This window comes from Pseudomonas aestiva (genome assembly GCF_039908605.1).
Classification (GTDB): Bacteria; Pseudomonadota; Gammaproteobacteria; order Pseudomonadales; family Pseudomonadaceae; genus Chryseomonas; species Chryseomonas aestiva.
This window is the reverse complement of record NZ_CP150916.1, coordinates 1,616,049-1,633,051: the sequence shown is the minus strand read 5'-3', so window position 1 is coordinate 1,633,051 and position 17,003 is coordinate 1,616,049. Positions and strand designations below refer to the sequence as shown.

At 63.6% G+C, this 17,003-nt stretch carries 16 protein-coding genes and 1 tRNA gene; 6 read left to right on the top strand and 11 right to left on the bottom strand.

Going from position 1 to position 17,003, the window contains the following annotated elements:
* The 7 genes from pheT to AABM56_RS07495 all read right to left on the bottom strand — a co-directional run bounded on the left by pheT (position 1) and on the right by AABM56_RS07495 (position 7,103).
* The gene (gene pheT, locus AABM56_RS07525) at positions 1-2,379 is read right to left on the bottom strand and encodes a phenylalanine--tRNA ligase subunit beta (RefSeq protein ID WP_347883940.1); all 2,379 of its coding nucleotides are present in this window, start codon (positions 2,377-2,379) and stop codon (positions 1-3) included.
* An 18-nt stretch (positions 2,380-2,397) separates the two neighbouring features.
* Positions 2,398-3,399 (bottom strand): phenylalanine--tRNA ligase subunit alpha, encoded by a 1,002-nt coding sequence (gene pheS / locus AABM56_RS07520; RefSeq protein ID WP_347883939.1) that lies wholly within the window; start codon positions 3,397-3,399, stop codon positions 2,398-2,400.
* 96 nt (positions 3,400-3,495) lie between these two features.
* Complete coding sequence (gene rplT / locus AABM56_RS07515; protein WP_007159199.1) at positions 3,496-3,852, bottom strand: 50S ribosomal protein L20; 357 nt, start codon at positions 3,850-3,852, stop codon at positions 3,496-3,498.
* A 30-nt stretch (positions 3,853-3,882) separates the two neighbouring features.
* Positions 3,883-4,077 carry a 50S ribosomal protein L35 gene (rpmI, locus tag AABM56_RS07510; protein ID WP_007159200.1) on the bottom strand — a complete coding sequence of 65 codons (195 nt, stop codon included), beginning with the start codon at positions 4,075-4,077 and terminating at the stop codon, positions 3,883-3,885.
* Positions 4,078-4,138: 61 nt separating this feature from the next.
* Entirely contained in the window at positions 4,139-4,672 is a 534-nt protein-coding gene (gene infC, locus AABM56_RS07505; protein ID WP_158891979.1) for a translation initiation factor IF-3, read from the bottom strand.
* Positions 4,673-4,692: 20 nt separating this feature from the next.
* Positions 4,693-6,615, bottom strand: a complete 1,923-nt coding sequence (gene thrS, locus AABM56_RS07500; RefSeq protein WP_347883938.1) for a threonine--tRNA ligase — start codon at positions 6,613-6,615, stop codon at positions 4,693-4,695.
* 206 nt (positions 6,616-6,821) lie between these two features.
* Positions 6,822-7,103 carry a hypothetical protein gene (locus AABM56_RS07495; protein WP_133859623.1) on the bottom strand — a complete coding sequence of 94 codons (282 nt, stop codon included), beginning with the start codon at positions 7,101-7,103 and terminating at the stop codon, positions 6,822-6,824.
* 405 nt (positions 7,104-7,508) lie between these two features.
* Here AABM56_RS07495 and AABM56_RS07490 point away from each other — a divergent pair, with 405 nt between their 5' ends.
* Together AABM56_RS07490 and AABM56_RS07485 are read left to right on the top strand one after the other, a co-directional pair.
* On the top strand, positions 7,509-8,216 hold the full coding sequence (locus AABM56_RS07490) for a YfdX family protein (RefSeq protein WP_347883937.1): 708 nt from the start codon (positions 7,509-7,511) through the stop codon (positions 8,214-8,216).
* A 573-nt stretch (positions 8,217-8,789) separates the two neighbouring features.
* On the top strand, positions 8,790-9,959 hold the full coding sequence (locus AABM56_RS07485) for an MFS transporter (protein WP_347883936.1): 1,170 nt from the start codon (positions 8,790-8,792) through the stop codon (positions 9,957-9,959).
* A 296-nt stretch (positions 9,960-10,255) separates the two neighbouring features.
* Here the strand turns inward: AABM56_RS07485 and AABM56_RS07480 are convergent.
* The 4 genes from AABM56_RS07480 to AABM56_RS07465 form a co-directional block, all read right to left on the bottom strand.
* Positions 10,256-10,332: transfer RNA gene (locus AABM56_RS07480), tRNA-Val, on the bottom strand.
* An 88-nt stretch (positions 10,333-10,420) separates the two neighbouring features.
* Positions 10,421-10,933, bottom strand: a complete 513-nt coding sequence (locus AABM56_RS07475) for a DUF2937 family protein (RefSeq protein WP_133859626.1) — start codon at positions 10,931-10,933, stop codon at positions 10,421-10,423.
* Positions 10,934-10,951: 18 nt separating this feature from the next.
* The gene (locus AABM56_RS07470; RefSeq protein WP_133859627.1) at positions 10,952-11,725 is read right to left on the bottom strand and encodes a class II glutamine amidotransferase; all 774 of its coding nucleotides are present in this window, start codon (positions 11,723-11,725) and stop codon (positions 10,952-10,954) included.
* Positions 11,726-11,823: 98 nt separating this feature from the next.
* Complete coding sequence (locus AABM56_RS07465) at positions 11,824-12,297, bottom strand: MFS transporter (protein ID WP_187978830.1); 474 nt, start codon at positions 12,295-12,297, stop codon at positions 11,824-11,826.
* Positions 12,298-12,386: 89 nt separating this feature from the next.
* Here AABM56_RS07465 and AABM56_RS07460 point away from each other — a divergent pair, with 89 nt between their 5' ends.
* The 4 genes from AABM56_RS07460 to ddpX all read left to right on the top strand — a co-directional run bounded on the left by AABM56_RS07460 (position 12,387) and on the right by ddpX (position 16,902).
* On the top strand, positions 12,387-14,408 hold the full coding sequence (locus tag AABM56_RS07460) for a S9 family peptidase (protein WP_347883935.1): 2,022 nt from the start codon (positions 12,387-12,389) through the stop codon (positions 14,406-14,408).
* A gap of 53 nt (positions 14,409-14,461) precedes the next feature.
* Entirely contained in the window at positions 14,462-15,217 is a 756-nt protein-coding gene (locus AABM56_RS07455) for an SRPBCC family protein (protein ID WP_263258969.1), read from the top strand.
* Positions 15,218-15,433: 216 nt separating this feature from the next.
* On the top strand, positions 15,434-16,285 hold the full coding sequence (locus tag AABM56_RS07450) for a MurR/RpiR family transcriptional regulator (protein WP_133859631.1): 852 nt from the start codon (positions 15,434-15,436) through the stop codon (positions 16,283-16,285).
* A 41-nt stretch (positions 16,286-16,326) separates the two neighbouring features.
* Complete coding sequence (ddpX, locus tag AABM56_RS07445) at positions 16,327-16,902, top strand: D-alanyl-D-alanine dipeptidase (RefSeq protein ID WP_133859632.1); 576 nt, start codon at positions 16,327-16,329, stop codon at positions 16,900-16,902.
* The last annotated feature ends 101 nt before the right edge of the window (positions 16,903-17,003 follow it).

The window sequence follows — 17,003 nt, the reverse complement described above, 5'->3', positions numbered from 1 at the left end:
CTATTTCCTTAAGGTGGCGTTGAACCTTCTTTCCAGAGAAACGAGGATTTTCTGCGTCGTTTCGTTGACTTCTTCATCGGTTAATGTGCGCGATGGATGTTGCAAGGTCAAGCCGATGGCGACGCTTTTTCTATGTGGATCAATGCCTTTGCCTTGATAGACGTCGAACAGACGCAGCTCCTTGAGGCCTTCTCCGGCGTTTTCGCGGATGTCAGCCAAGAGGTCGCCTGCGGCTACGGTTTCGTCCACCACCAGCGCCAGGTCACGACGCACTTCCGGGAAGCGCGACAGCTCGCCAAAGCGCGGCAGGCTGCCGGTGGTCAGGGCATCCAGGGCCAGCTCGAAGAGGAACACCTGACGATCCACGTCCAGTTCGCGCGCCACTTCCGGATGCAGGGCACCCAGGTAGCCCACTGGCTGCCCTGCCCTTTCGATCAGTGCAGTCTGCCCCGGGTGCAAGGCCGGATGCTCGCCTGCGACGAAGCGGAAGTCAGAACCCGCACCCGACTGGGCAAGCAGTGCTTCCACATCGGCCTTGACGTCAAAGAAGTCCACCGCCTCACGCCCGGAGGACCAGCTTTCCGGCAGACGTGAACCGCAGACCGCACCGGCCAGGACATTTTCCTGCACCAGGCCTTCCAGCTGACCGACGAATCTCAGCCCCGACTCGAACAGCCGGACGCGGTCCTGCTGACGGTTGAGGTTGTACTGCACGGCCTTGACCAGACCGGGCCACAGCGACGAGCGCATGGCGGCCATGTCGGTGGAGATGGGATTGGCCAGCATCACCGGCTGCGCCTCAGGGGCGAACAGACGGAAAGTCTTTTCGTCGATGAAGCTGTAGGTGATGGCTTCCTGGTAGCCGCGAGCCACCAGCAGGCGACGCAGCTGGCTCAGCTCGCCCTTGCTCTCGGGCAGGGGCTGCGGCGCCAGGCGGGCCTGGGGGAAACGGATCGGCAGCTGGTTGTAGCCATAGAGGCGCGCCAGCTCTTCGATCAGGTCCACTTCGATGCTGATATCGAATCTGTGGCTGGGCACGCCTACCTGCCAGCGACCGGCTTCCAGGCGCGCTACGGCCAGACCCAGGCCGCTGAGCAGACGCTCGACCTGGGCATCGTCCAGGGTCAGACCCAGGACGCGCTCGATGCGCTCGGCACGCAGCAGGATCGGCTCGACCTGCGGCAGGTGCTCGGCACTGACGGCCTCGATGACGTGACCTGGTTCGCCGCCGACGATGTCCAGCAGCAGGCGAGTAGCACGCTCCATGGCCTTGCGCGCCAGCTCGAAGTCCACGCCCCGCTCGAAGCGGTGGGAGGAATCGGTGTGCAGGCCATAGGAACGGGCCTTGCCGGCCACGGCGATGGTGTCGAAGAAGGCGCTTTCTAGGAACAGGTCACGGGTACCGGCAGCGACACCGCTGTGCTCGCCCCCCATGATGCCGGCGATGGCCAGGGCGCGTTCGTGGTCGGCGATCACCAGGGTGTCGTTGCGCAGCTCGATGTCCTGGCCATCCAGCAGCACCAGGCGCTCGCCGGCATCGGCCAGGCGCACGCGGATGCCGCCCTTGATCTGGTCCAGATCGAAGGCATGCATGGGCTGACCCAGTTCGAGCATCACGTAGTTAGTGACATCGACGGCGGCGTCGATGCTGCGCACGCCACTGCGGCGCAGGCGCTCGACCATCCAGTCCGGCGTCGGACGGGACAGGTCGACGTTCTTGACCACGCGACCTAGGTAGCGCGGGCAGGCCTGAGGCGTCAGTACCTCGACCGGGCGGGTCTCCTGGTGCGTAGCGGCTACGGCCTCGACCTGCAGTGGCTCGACCGTGGCGTTGTACAGGGCACCCACTTCCCGCGCCAGACCGGCAATGGACAGGCAATCGCCGCGGTTCGGGGTCAGGTCGACGTCGATGATGGCGTCGTCCAGTTGCAGGTAGCTGCGGATGCTCTCGCCCACCGGCGCGCCGGCCGGCAGCTCCAGCAGGCCGCTGTTGTCGTCACTGATCTGCAGTTCGCTGGCCGAGCAGAGCATGCCGTGGGATTCCACGCCGCGCAGCTTGGCCTTCTTGATGGTGAAGTCGCCCGGCAGCGTGGCGCCGACGGTGGCGAAAGGCACCTTCAGGCCCGCGCGCACATTGGGCGCGCCGCAGACCACCTGGAAGGATTCCTGACCGTTGCTCACCTGGCAGACGTTGAGCTTGTCGGCATCGGGATGGCGCTCGACGGAGACCACCTCGCCGACGATGACGCCCTGGAAACGCCCGGCCGCCGCTTCGACGCCGTCCACTTCCAGGCCGGCCATGGACAGCCGGGCAACCAGATCCTCGTGCGTAGCCGTAGGGTTCACCCAGCTACGCAGCCATTGTTCACTGAATTTCATAGGACTCCCGTCTGGCAGCTAGCGGAATTGCGCCAGGAAGCGCAGATCGTTGTCGAAGAAGAGGCGCAGGTCGTTGACCCCGTAGCGCAGCATGGCCAGGCGCTCCGCGCCCATGCCGAAGGCGAAGCCCTGGTACTTCTCCGGATCGATACCGGCCATGCGCAGGACATTGGGGTGGACCATGCCGCAGCCCAGCACTTCGAGCCAGCGCGAAGCCGGTTCGCCCTCGCGACTCGGGCGGCGGATGTCCACCTCGGCCGACGGCTCGGTGAAGGGGAAGTAGGAGGGACGGAAGCGGACTTCCAGCTCTTCCTCGAAGAACTCGCGCAGGAAGGTAACCAGGGTGCTCTTAAGATCGGCGAAGCTGACTTCTTCGTCGATCACCAGGCCTTCGACCTGATGGAACATGGGCGAGTGGGTCTGATCGCTGTCGCAGCGATAGACACGACCCGGACAGATGATGCGGATCGGCGGCTGCTGGCTCTCCATCGTGCGGATCTGCACCGGCGAGGTGTGGGTGCGCAGCAGCATGTTGGCGTTGAAATAGAAGGTGTCGTGCATCGCCCGCGCCGGGTGGTGGCCGGGGATGTTGAGCGCTTCGAAGTTATGGTAGTCGTCTTCGATCTCGGGACCGGTGGCGACGCCATAGCCGATGTTGGCGAACAGACGCTCGATACGCTCCAGGGTGCGAGTGACCGGATGCAGGCCACCGGAGGCCTGACCGCGCCCGGGCAGGGTTACGTCGATGCGTTCCGCGGCGAGGCGAGCGGCCAGGGCGGCCTGCTCCAGCGTCGCCTTGCGGCCGTTGATTGCGTCCTGGACACGTTCCTTGGCGGCATTGATCAGCGCGCCAGCCTGGGGACGCTCCTCCGCGGTGAGGTGGCCCAGGGTCTTCATGATCTGGGTCAGCTCACCCTTCTTGCCCAGGTAATTGACCCGGAGCTGTTCCAGGGCATTGGTGTCTTCGGTGTGCCGCACGGCCTCCAGTGCTTGGGAGACCAGCGCATCCAGGTTTTCCATCTAGGGACTCCAGATACAAAATAGGGGAAGAGCTATGAGGCTCTTCCCCTATTGATAACGTTGCTTCGCGCCAGAGGCGCGAGATTGCCGGGGGGCTTAAGCCAGCGAAGCTTTAGCTTTCTCGACAATCGCAGCAAACGCCGCTTTTTCGTTCACGGCCAGATCGGCCAGTACCTTGCGGTCGATCTCGATGGCCGCTTTCTTCAGGCCGGCGATCAGACGGCTGTAGGACAGACCGTTGATACGAGCACCAGCGTTGATACGAGCGATCCACAGAGCGCGGAACTGACGCTTCTTCTGACGGCGGTCACGGTAGGCGTATTGGCCTGCCTTGATTACCGCTTGCTTAGCGACGCGGAAGACGCGCGAACGGGCACCGTAGTAGCCTTTTGCGAGCTTCAGGATTTTCTTGTGACGGCGACGAGCGATAACGCCACGCTTAACACGAGCCATGAGTAACTTCCTTTAAATTCTTAACCAGGATTAACGAAGGCGCAGCATGCGCTCGACCTTTTGGACGTCGGATGCATGCATCAGCGACGTACCGCGCAGCTGACGCTTACGCTTGGTGGTCATCTTGGTCAGAATGTGGCTCTTGAAAGCGTGCTTGTGCTTGATGCCACCAGCAGTTTTCACGAAGCGCTTCGCAGCGCCGCTTTTGGTTTTCATCTTTGGCATGTTCAGATACTCCGCATTGAGTGATTACGCATAACAGCAAGGCCTGCCAGTGCCCTGGTAGTTACTTTTTCTTCTTGGGGGCGATGACCATGATGAGTTGGCGTCCTTCCATCTTAGGATGCTGCTCAACGGCGCCGTGTTCGACGAGGTCAGCTTCGACCCGCTTCAACAGCTCCATGCCCAGCTCCTGGTGGGCCATCTCCCGGCCGCGGAATCTCAACGAGACCTTGGCTTTGTCCCCCTCGGTTAGGAAACGTACCAGGTTGCGTAGTTTTACCTGGTAATCCCCTTCTTCCGTCCCTGGACGAAACTTGATTTCTTTGACCTGAGCCTGCTTCTGGTTCTTCTTCGCCGCCGCGACTTGCTTCTTCTTCTCGAAGACATGCTTGCCGTAGTCCATGATCCGGCAGACCGGAGGTAGGGCGTCGGCGGTGATTTCCACCAGATCCAGCTTGGCGTCTTCAGCAGCCTGCAGGGCCTCCTGGATGGAGACGATGCCTACTTGCTGACCATCGGCGCCAATAAGGCGAACTTCCCGGGCGGTGATATTTTCGTTGATCGGTGCCCGGGGTGCGGCTCGCTTGTCTTGTCTCATGTCACGCTGCTTGATAGTGATTACTCCGAATCTTGCCGGCCACGCCGGGAAACCGCTTGCGTGAGCAGCTCGCGGAAACGCTCGACGGGCATGGAGCCTAGGTCAACGCCTTCACGGGTACGCACGGCAACGGATCGTGTCTCAACCTCCCGGTCTCCAATAACCAGGAGATAGGGAACCTTGAGCAAAGTATGCTCACGGATTTTAAAGCCGATCTTCTCGTTTCTCAAGTCGGCTTTGGCTCGGAAGCCCTCAGCGTTCAATTCGCCGACGACCTGCTGGGCAAAATCAGCCTGCTTGTCGGTGATATTGAGCACCACCGCCTGGGTCGGAGCGAGCCACGCCGGGAACAGACCGGCATAGTGCTCGATGAGCATGCCGATGAAACGCTCGAAGGAACCGAGGATGGCGCGGTGCAGCATCACTGGACGCTGACGGCTGTTGTCCTCGGAGATGTAGCTGGCATCGAGACGCTCCGGGAGGTTCGGATCGTATTGCAGGGTACCACACTGCCATTGACGACCCAGGCAGTCCTTGAGGGTGAATTCGATCTTCGGCCCGTAGAAGGCGCCCTCGCCCGGCTGGTATTCCCAGTCCAGACCCGAGGCATCCAGCGCATCGGCCAGGGCCTTCTCGGCGCGATCCCACAGCTCTTCGGAACCGACGCGCTTGGCCGGCCGGGTGGAGAGCTTCATGATCACGTCGGTGAAACCGAAGTCGGCATAGACCTGCAGGGTCAGCTTGATGAAGTTATCGGCTTCCTGCTTGACCTGCTCCTCGGTGCAGAAGATGTGGGCGTCATCCTGGGTGAAGCCGCGCACGCGCATGATGCCGTGCAAGGCACCGGACGGCTCATTGCGGTGGCAGGCACCAAATTCGGCCAGGCGCAGTGGCAGGTCGCGGTAGGACTTCAGGCCCTGGTTGAACACCTGCACATGGCAGGGGCAGTTCATCGGCTTGATCGCGAAGTCACGACTTTCCGAGGCCGTGGTGAACATGCCTTCGGCGTAGTTGGACCAGTGACCCGAACGCTCCCACAGAACGCGATCGACCACCTGGGGCGTCTTGATCTCCTGGTAGCCGTGGTCGCGCTGGACCTTGCGCATGTACTGCTCGAGCACCTGGTAGACGGTCCAGCCATTGGCGTGCCAGAACACCATGCCGGGCGCCTCTTCCTGCAGGTGGAAGAGATCGAGCTGCTTGCCGATGCGGCGATGGTCGCGCTTCTCGGCTTCCTCGATGCGCTGGATGTAGGCTGCCAGCTGCTTCTTGTCCGCCCAGGCGGTGCCATAGATGCGCTGCAGCTGTTCGTTCTTGGCGTCGCCACGCCAGTAGGCGCCGGACAGCTTGGTCAGCTTGAACGCCTTGAGGAAGCGGGTGTTGGGCACATGCGGGCCCCGGCACATGTCGACGTATTCCTCGTGGTAGTACAGGCCCATGGCCTGCTCCTCGGGCATGTCGTCGATCAGGCGCAGCTTGTACTCCTCACCCCGGGCCTTGAACACCTCGATGACTTCGGCGCGCGGCGTCATCTTCTTGATGACGTCGTAGTCCTTGTCGATCAGCTCGCGCATCCGCGTCTCGATGGCCGAGAGGTCATCGAGGGTAAAGGGACGTTCGAAGGCGATGTCGTAGTAGAAGCCTTCATCGATCACCGGGCCAATGACCATCCTGGCGGTCGGGAACAGCTGCTTGACCGCATGACCCACAAGGTGGGCGCAGGAGTGGCGGATGATCTCCAGACCGGCCTCGTCCTTGGCGGTGATGATCTGCAGATTGGCATCCTGCTCGATGACATCGCTGGCATCGCACAGCTGGCCATCAACGCGACCGGCGATGGTGGCCTTGGCAAGACCTGCGCCAATGGACTGGGCGACTTCGGCCACGGTGACGGGCTTGTCGAATGGACGTTGGCTACCGTCTGGGAGAGTAATGACAGGCATGGCGCCTCCTCAACTCAGTGGTGACCCATACCAAGGGCCACATGGTGGGATTGGCCAGTAAGCAGCCGCACCGCTGGAAATCCCGCCGCACAGTGGCAGGGCCGCAAGGCATTCCGGGCGACACGAAAGGATCACTGGAAAGTTTGGGACGGAAATCCTTTCAGAAACTGAGACCTAGCGCAACCTCGCAAGGGACTGCCGTCTCTCTAGCGGGCTGCGTCGGGGTACTTCTTGAGGAACTGCTTCTGCATTTCCTGGCAGTTTTCCATCAGCGCCTGGCGATCCGCCGGCGAGGTGTCCGCGGCATTGGCCCGCGCCAGGCACTGGTCGATGGCCTGCTGCTCGTTGGCGCGGCTGACCGGTGTCGCATTGTGGCGATAGACGTAGATGATGGAGCCGAAGATCACGACCGCGAACAGGATCGACAGCAGGATCAATCCCAGGCAACCACCCTTGCCGATCTGCCGGCCTTCACCACCCTGCGTCATCACTCGCTCCTCGCGGTAACGGGCCTGCTCGCGCCTGGCGAAGCAACGAAGCCCCAAGAAAAATCGTCCGCCAGTCTACGTGAAAACCCGGGGCCTCACGACCGAGGCAAGCGGTCACACCCCTACTCGGGAGCCCTGCAGAAGACCGACGCGGACTTTCGGAAAGTTCTACCGCGCCAAACAAACTCACGCCGGACTTGATCAAATATGTACCTTGATCAGGTACGGCAAGTTCACCCGGATTTATCCACGCAAACGTGTTCAGCGGCCATTCAAGAAAAGCCCTGCTCTTATTAATCCAGTGTTAAGCGATACGGCGGAGTATCGATTCCAGGCACTGCAGAACTTGGTTCTGGTACCTGAGCGATAGCCTTACTTCAATTGCATATCCGCTGGAGGCAGCAAATGAACGTCAAGAACACACTGGCAAAGAGCATGCTGGTCGTCGCCATCGTAGCCGCCTGCTCGTCTGCGGCCATCGCCGCGAACCAAGCCCCCTCGGCAAACGAGCTGGGCAGCTTCCAGGCCCTGTCCACCCAGGGGCAACGGGCCTTCACCGACATCTCCGTAGCGCGCCTGGAACTCTTCCAGGGGCAAACTAAGCAAGCGGTGTCCCATGTCAAGGACGCCCAACAGGCACTCAAACTTGCGCAGTCGGATAATACCGCGCTGAAAAAAGCCGCGAGTGAATTACAGGTCAAGGACAATCAAGGCAAGGCCGATACCAGTACCACCGTAACGGCCTGGTTGCCGATCTGGGGCGATACCGTGGTGCAGGACAGTTATATGGCCAGCCCGCAGAAAGTTAAGGCCGTGGCCGATGCCAATAACAAACTCAAACATGGCGACGCCAAGGGTGCTGCGGAAACCCTGCGCCTGGCCGATGTGGATATCGATACGGCCATTGCCCTGGCACCGCTCAAGCAGACCATGACGGACGTCGACCAGGCGGCCAAGCAATTGGCCAGCGACAAGTTCTATGAGGCCAACCTGACGCTCAAGCAGGTTCAGGATGGCGTGCGCTATGCCTCGACGGCCCTGGACTTCACGGCGAACAAGCACGGGCTGCAGCCGGCAGGCTCCTTCACCGAGACCGTTACTCCGAGCAGCTGATGGCTTGGGACGCACAACAGGGCGATCGCAAGGTCGCCTGGTTAAACGAGCCGATACCCAGCACTTCCGGCTCGATCACGGCGTGCAGCACGGACAAATACGAAAAGGGCGACCGCTTGGATCGCCCTTTTCCAATGCCCATCAAACGCCCGATTTCGTTTGCCAGGTCCGACGGGCCCTGAACCAATACCCCTTCTGCAAAAAGCTTTGGTAGGGCCCGCCAACAGCCGTCGGCATCGAAAATCTCAAGGTGCATGGACCTAGGCTGCCGCTGTACCGGAGGCAGTCGGTACGGCTGACACCCGAGCCTGTCGACGGGTTGAAGCACTGTTCCGCCCATAAATTTCCAGGGCTATCACCCCCCCTCTCTGCAGGCAGAGCTACCAGACCCTGGCCGCTACCTCGACGCCAGCCGGCTGCCAACCCGCTCGGGACAGGCACAGCCGACTCACGCTACGCCTACCATGCATGATATGCACGATTGTGCGTGGTATTGCTTAATCATGCATGATCAGCTCACACTGGTACGAGGTGTTATCACTCCTGCCGACACCTTATTCCGGAGCATGGCCCATGCAACACGTGCAACTCGCCGCCCAACAGCCTTCGGGGGCAATCGAGCAATGGGCGACCCGCGCCGGCTTTCTCATTGCGGGTTCGGCCATGGCCGCGTGGGCACCCCTGGTGCCCGTCGCCAAGGCGAGGATCGGCGCCGATGATTCGACGCTAGGCCTTCTGCTGCTTTGCCTGGGCCTGGGATCCATTGTCGCGATGCCCATCATCGGCATCCTCGCCAGCCGCTTCGGATGCCGCGCGGTGATCGCGACCAGCTCGGTGGCACTGGCGCTGGTGCTGCCGCTGCTTGCCGTCGCCGATTCGCCTCTCGGCATGGCCATAGCCCTGGCCCTGTTCGGGGCCAGCGTTGGCGCCCTGGATGTCGCAATCAACATCCAGGCCGTGATGGTCGAGAAGGACAGCGGGCGCAACATGATGTCCGGCTTCCACGGCCTGTTCAGTGTCGGCGGGATCGTCGGCGCCGGCGGCATGAGCGTTCTGCTGGGGGCTGGAATTCAGCCGCTGGTTGCGACCCTGGTGTTCAGCGCGCTGTTGATCGTTCTACTCGCGGCCTCAATCAAGGGTCTGCTGCCCTACGGCAATCATGACGCCGGGCATACTCCGCTGTTCACACTGCCGCGCGGGATCGTCGCCTTCATCGGCCTGCTCTGTTTTCTGATCTTTCTCGGCGAAGGCGCGATCCTGGACTGGAGCGCCCTGTTCCTGATCGATGCGCATGGCGTCGACCCGGCACAGGCCGGCTTCGGTTACACGGTATTCGCGTTGGCGATGACCATTGGCCGCCTGACCGGCGACTGGATCGTGAAGACGCTGGGTGGCCTGAAAGTGGTCGTAGGCGGCGGCCTACTCGCCGCGGCAGGCTTCCTGATGGCGGTCCTGGCACCTACCCAGCCCTTTGCCTTCGCCGGCTTCCTGCTCGTCGGCCTCGGGGCGTCCAACATTGTCCCCGTGCTTTTCAGCGCCGCCGGCAGGCAGACGCGGATGCCCGCAAGCCACGCCATCGCAGCTATTACCACCATCGGCTACGCCGGCATTCTCATCGGTCCAGCCGCCATCGGCTTCGTCGCGCAGCATTGGAGCCTGAGTGCGGCGTTGCTGCTGGTGGGTGGAGGGATGGCGTTCGTGGCGCTCACGTGGCCGATGACTGCCCGGCAGCGAGACGCCTAGCGCCTCGCCTTCCCGGGGGCAAAGACCCTGGCCCAGCAGCACGCCATTGGAATGACTCAGGTCATGCAGCATGCCGAGCAGCAGCGCCAGCGGCCTGCCGAGAGGGCCTGGTGGCTACTCAAGGGCAGCTGGCGACGGTGGAATGGCGGTGCCGCGCTATTGGTCATCAGCCCCAAATCGCCAGGACGGATCTGAAGCCCTGACCACTGGGTACTTTCCCAATCCATCCCCAAACGAAAAAAGGCGACCCTTTCGGATCGCCTTTTTTCTTGCCCGCCAGCAGTGCGGGCTTTGTTTGGTAGGCACGATTGGATTCGAACCAACGACCCCCACCATGTCAAGGTGGTGCTCTAACCAACTGAGCTACGTGCCTGCTGTGGGTGCGCATTCTACAGCGCGGGACTTTAGCGTCAAGCCCTTTTTTCAGCTAAACGCCTGAAAACGTGAAATTTTTTAGATGGCTAGGACACCCGGCGGGCTGGACGCCGCGGATAGAGCAGGATTGAAAGCCAGAGCGCGAGGGTTTCCACCGTCACCGCCAAGGCCAACCCCAGCCCTATCCCCCAACCGATGGCTTCGGGGGTAAGCACCACCTGATAGCGATACTGCTGCAGGGTCTCGTTCCGCAATTCGGCGTTAGGTGCTACCAGGATGTGCCAGGCCCGCTGGTACCAGGGCCCCTGCAGCGCCTGCCACTCCTCGTTGAACAGCGCATTACGGCGCAGCAACACGCCGAGGCTGTCGGCATCACTGCGAAAGACCGGATCCTCGCTGGCCCGGTAATGCGCCAGCAAGCCGTCGAGACTGCCTTCGAAATACTGTTGCGCGGTCCGTCTGAAACCGCTCAGGGCCTGATCGGACTCCAGGCGATGGGCATCCACGCGCTGCTCGTAGTCGAGCATGAAGCCGGGAATCTGTACCCCTACCAGCAAGGCCAGGGTGAACAACAGCAGACGAATATAACTGCGCAGCATCGTGGTGTGGCTTCCTGTCTAGACGCGGCCCTGGGAGACGATCTCGCCATCCCACCAGAGATGCCATTCCCCTGGCTGGTGCAGGGTCCAGACCTCGTCGGAGGTCAGCGGCTCGGTGGCGATGATGGTGACGACGTCCTTGGGCGAGGTCTCGGCCTTGAAGTCGATGTGGACTTCCGCATCGCGCAACTGGGCCGGACCGAAGGGGGCGCGGCGGGTGATATGGGCCAGCTTGGTGGTGCAGAAGCTGAACAGCCAGTCGCCGTCGCTGAGCAGGCAGTTGAAGACGCCCTTCTTGCGAAAGCCATCGCAGGCGTTCACCAGCTGCGGCAACAGCATCTCCACCGGGACGGGTTCGGGAAAGCGCTCGCGGACCTGATCCAGCAGGCTGCAAAAGGCCGTCTCGCTGTCGGTATCGCCGACCGGCCGGTAGAAGCGCGGCTCGGGATGGAAATCCTGCAGCTGGCCGTTATGGGCAAAGCTCCAGTAGCGTCCACCCAGTTCCCGCACGAAGGGATGGGTGTTGGCCAGATTGACCGACCCGACGTTGGCGTGACGGATATGGCCGATTACCGTATGGCTCTTGATCGGGTAGCCTTGGACCAGCTTGGCCACCTCGGAATCGGCGCCTGGCAGGGCATCCTTGAACAGGTGCAGTCCCCTGCCCTCGTAGAAGGCCACGCCCCAGCCATCCCGATGCGGACCGGTGCGGCCGCCGCGCTGCATGAGGCCCTGGAGACTGAAGACCAGATCCGTGGGCACGTTGGCACTCATGCCCAGCAATTCGCACATGTCCGTCCCTCCGGGGTGGCTGCCTAGTTCAACGGCGGCTGCAGCCGCTGCCCTTCGCCAGCATGCTGAAGGGGTCACGTCCCGGGCGCAAGCCTGGATTACAGGCGGGGTTCGACGCGCTCGCCACGTCCCCGGGGTTCGCGGCGCTCGACCGGGGCTGCCGGGGCCCGCGGGGCCACCGGCGATTCCGGTTGCGGATCATCCGTCGGCGCCGCTGCGGCGACCGGCGCCGGACGCGGATGGGAGCGCCGGTACAGCCAGCGACAGAGGACGAAGATCAGATAGAGCACTATGCCAATGGTGCCGGCGGCCGCCAGGTTGGCCACGGCCGACCAGGCGCTGTTGCCCACCTTGAACACCAGATCCAGCACCGTCACGGCGATCGCCGGGGCGTAGAGGCCATGCTCGGCATCCACCAGGGCCGGCGTCACCAGCAGCACGGCCACCACCAGCCGGATGGGTTCGCGCAGCCAGCGCCAGAGCCAGCCGGTGGCCTTGAAAGACACCACCAACAGCAGCAGCGCGGCGATGGCGTAGACGGCCCAGGCGATCAGGTACTCTTGCTCGGTCATTGCGATCCATGGCGATAGCGGAAAGGAGAAGCCTATGATAGCGGTTTTGCCCCGCCCGCGTGCTCTTGCGCGGCGCCCAAGGAGCCCGCATGACCCAAGCCCCCATTGCCCGCCGCGCCCCCGGTGACGATCCCTACGCCTGGCTGGAGAGCCGCGACGCCCCCGAGGTGCTGGCGCACCTGGAAGCCGAGAACGCCTACCTGGAAGCCGAGCTGGCACCCGAGGCCGCCCTGCGCGAACAGCTGTTCGAAGAGATCCGCGCGCGCATTCGCGAGACGGATCTGTCGCTGCCCGTCCCCCGCGGCGACTATCTCTACTACCAGCGCACCCAGGCCGGTGACGAATACGGCCGTAACTATCGCTGCCGTCGCCCCGCCAATGGCGACCTGACGCCCGATCCGGCGACCGAGGAGCTGCTGTTCGACGGCAATGCCATCGCCGACGGCGGCTTTCTTTCGGTCGGCCGGTTCACCATCAGTCCGGACCAGACCCGCCTCGCCTACAGCCTCGACCAGGTCGGCGACGAGACCTACCGGCTCTATGTGAAGGAGCTGGCCACCGGCCTGGTGACCGAACTGCCCTTCGAGGAGTGCGACGGCAGCCTGACCTGGGCCAACGACAGCCGCACCCTGTTCTTTGGCGAGCGCGACGAATCCCATCGTCCGCACAAGCTCTATCGCTACCACCTGGGCGATGCCGAGCCGCAACTGGTCTTCCACGAGACCGACGGGCGCTTCTTTCTCGGCTGCTATCGTTCGAGCTCCGAGCGCAAGCTGCTGCTGCTGTCGCACAGCAAGACCACCAGCGAAGCCTGGGTGCTGGACGCGGATCGGCCGGACGAGGCCTTTGTCTGCCTGGCGCCCCGCGAGGAAGGTCATGAGTACTTCCCCGATCATGGCGTCGATGGCTGGTACATCCGCAGCAATCAGGACGGCATCAACTTCGCGCTCTACCAGGCCGCCGAGGACAGCCCCACGCGCGCGCACTGGCAGCCGGTGGTGCCCCATGACCCGCAGGTGATGCTGGAGGATGCCAGTCTCGGCGCCCAGGCGCTGGTGCTGAGCCTGCGCAGCGCCGGCCTGCCGATTCTTGAGGTGCGGCCCTACGGCCAGGCGCCCTATCGGGTCGACCTGCCGGACGAGGTCTACAGCCTCGATGCCATGGACGTGCTGGAATTCAACAGTCCGGTCATGCGCCTGCGCTACGAGGCGCTCAATCGTCCCGCCGAGATCCGCGAACTGGACCTGGCCAGCGGTACCCAGCGGGTGCTCAAGCAGGTCCCGGTGGAAGGCCCGTTCGACGCCGATGCCTACGAGAGCCGCCGCCTGTGGGCCACCGCCGCCGATGGCACCCGCATCCCCATCAGCCTGGTCGGTCGGCGCGACCTGCCGCAAAGCGCCCCGCTCTATCTGTATGGCTACGGCGCCTATGGCCACAGCCTCGATCCCTGGTTCTCCCATGCCCGCCTGAGCCTTCTGGATCGAGGCGTGCGCTTCGCCATCGCCCATGTGCGCGGCGGCGGCGAGCTGGGTGAAGCCTGGTATCGCAGCGGCAAGCTGGAACACAAGCAGAACACCTTCGACGACTTCATCGCCTGCACCGAGCATCTGCTGGAACAGGGTCTGACGACGCCGCAACAGGTGGTCATCAGCGGCGGCAGCGCCGGCGGTCTGCTGATCGGTGCGGTGCTCAACCAGCGTCCGGACCTCTATGCCGCCGCCATTGCCGAGGTGCCCTTCGTCGACGTGCTCAACACCATGCTCAAGCCGGACCTGCCGCTGACCGTGACCGAGTACGACGAGTGGGGCGATCCGAACGAGGCCGAGGTGCGCGCGCGCATCGCCAGCTACGCGCCCTACGAAAACGTCAAGGCCCAGGCCTATCCGGCCATCCTGGCGGTGGCCGGCTATCACGACACCCGGGTGCAGTACTGGGAAGCCGCCAAGTGGGTGGCGCGGCTGCGCGAGCGGCGGACCGATCAGGCGCCCCTGCTCCTGCTCAAGACCGAATTCGGCGCCGGCCACGGCGGCATGAGCGGGCGTTACCAGGCCTTGCGCGACGTGGCCCTGGAATACGCCTTCGTCTTCCGGGTACTGGGCCTGACCGGCTAGGGAACGGCGGGGGCTCTGGGCAGGTCTTTTCCACAGCTAAAGGAGAATCTGCCATGCACCTAGATGCCCCCACTCCCACTCTCGCTCCTCCGCCTCGCGACGCCGCTGCCATCAAGGGCGTCGAACGCCTGGCCTCCGTGGCCGGCGGTGGCCTGCTGATCAGCCGCGGCCTGGCGCGTGGCGGTCTGCTCGGCCTGCTGACCGGCGCCACTGGCGCCTGGCTGCTGAAACGCGGCCTGCGCGGTCACTGCTCGATCAAGAGCACCCTGACCAAGGTGCGTTTCGAGCGCGACGTCCGCCGTTCGCTGGCCTGGCATTCGGCAGCCTCCCAGACCCGCCGGATCGTCATCGCCCGCCCCCGCGATGAGCTCTATCGCTTCTGGCGCGACTTCTCCAACCTGCCGATCTTCATGCGCCATATCGAACGCGTGGACGTGCTCAACGACCGCTATTCCCACTGGGTGGTCAAGGCGCCCATGGGGCGTTTCGAATGGGACGCCGAAGTCACCGACGACGAACCGGGCCGGCTGATCGGCTGGCGCTCCTGCGGTTACGCCGGCCTGAACAACCTGGGTTGGGTCAGCTTCGCCGATGTGCCCGGTGGCACCGAGGTGACGGCAGTCATGGCCTACGAGCCGCCAGCCGGGCGCCTCGGCCATCTGTTCGCCCGCCTGCTGCGTCGCGACCCCGGTACCCGCATCGCCCAGGACCTGGCCGAGCTGAAGGTGCTGCTGGAACGCGCCCATGCGGTCGGCGATCACTATGGCGCCGTCGAGCGCACCTCGCACATGGAGTCGCCGCTGGGCTGACCTCAGGCTGTAGCGCGGCGTCTCGTCCGGGACGCCGCTACCCTCCTCCCAGGCCATTCAGCCCCGATTGGCTTATCTCGTAGCGACCCCTGAATCCGCTTTGCGACACCTCGGTGACAACCGGCGTGTGGCCTCTTGCGACGCCTGGAAAAGCGATGTTAGCTTTCGAACAACAGAGCTTTTAATGACAGCTCGATAACATTGCGGATCCACACCTTGACCAAGCCGCTGTTCTTCCAAGCCCTCGAAGGTGCCTTCGCCGACCTTACGCCCACCGGTAAACGCGTCGCGGGCTACCTGTTGGCCAATCCGGAGAAGCTGCCCTTCGAGACCGCCGACAGCATCGCCCAGCGCACCAACACCACCGGCATTTCCGTGGGCCGGCTGCTGCGCTCGCTGGGCTATCGCAACCTCGACGACGTCAAGCAGAGCCTGAGAGACGAAGGCCTGGAAGCCTGGCGCATCACCGACCGCTTCAGTGCCTTTCGCCAGCAGAGCGGACGCAGCGACGCCCTGGACCGCTCCCTGGCCGCCGAGCTCGCCGCCATCGAAGACGTCTACCAGCTGGCCCGCGGACCGGTGTTCGAACAGGTGGTCCGGCAGCTGACCGGCGCGGACGCCGTGTTCATCGCCGGTATCCAGACCACCCGCGGGGTACTCGGCAGTTTTCACAGCCTGCTGGAATACATCCGGCCCAAGGCCTTCTATGTCGATGGGCTGTCGGGCACCTACGCCGACATCTTCAACAGCGGCTTCGCCCAGCCCTACCTGGTGGTGGCCGACTTTCGCGCCTACTCCAGCGTGACCCGCAAGCTCTGCGAGAGCGCTCGCGATGCCAGGCTGCCCATGGCGCTGATCACCGACTACCACTGCCCCTGGGCCCGGGATTACCCCGCCGACCTGCTGCAACTGCGCCTGGAAGTCGACCAGTTCTGGGACTCCCTGGCGCCGCTGGCCTGCCTGCTGAACCTGCTGGTGTCGGCAGTGGCGGATCGCTCGGGCGATGCCCTGGAACAACGGCTGGCCAGCAACCGCGCCCTGCAGCAGCGCTTCGGGCAATTCGAATGAGCCCTGGCCCTCTTCTTCACCCCAAGGAAGCACCCCGTACCGTGAACCATCCAGAACTCGTCGAGATCGACGCCGACCACTACGGCGTAGCCATCCACCTGGTCTATGCGACCGCCGACAACCTGGCCGGCAAGGTGCTCTACCAGGACGCCCACTGCCTGCTGCACCGGGATGCCGCCGGCCGCCTGCAACGCGCCAGCGCGCTGGCGCAACAGGCCGGTCTGCGTCTGCAGGTGCTGGATGCCTACCGCCCGCCCTATGCCCAGCAACTGCTGTGGCGGGTGCTGCCCGACGCCCAGTACGTGAGCGATCCGGCGCAGGGTTCGCACCACAGCCGCGGCGTGGCAGTGGACGTGACCCTGCTCGACGAGGCCGGTGAACCGCTGGACATGGGTACCGGCTTCGACGACATGCGCGAGCTGTCGCATCTGTTCAATCCGGCGCTGCCCGCCGCCGCCCAGCGCAACCGCCTGCTGCTGCTGGGCATCATGCAGAGCGCCGGCTTCACCTTCATCCCCAGCGAGTGGTGGCACTTCGAACTGCCCGACGCCCGTCGCTATGCGCTGATCGACTACCACCATCTCAGTCAGGAGGAGCTCGCCGCCCTGCTGAACTGATCCTGCCGGCGACCGGGTCATTCGAATCCGGCGCCGCGAGCCCTTCGCTCGACCGCCTTGCCCACTGCCGAAACACCCATAAACCCAAACAATCCGAGGTA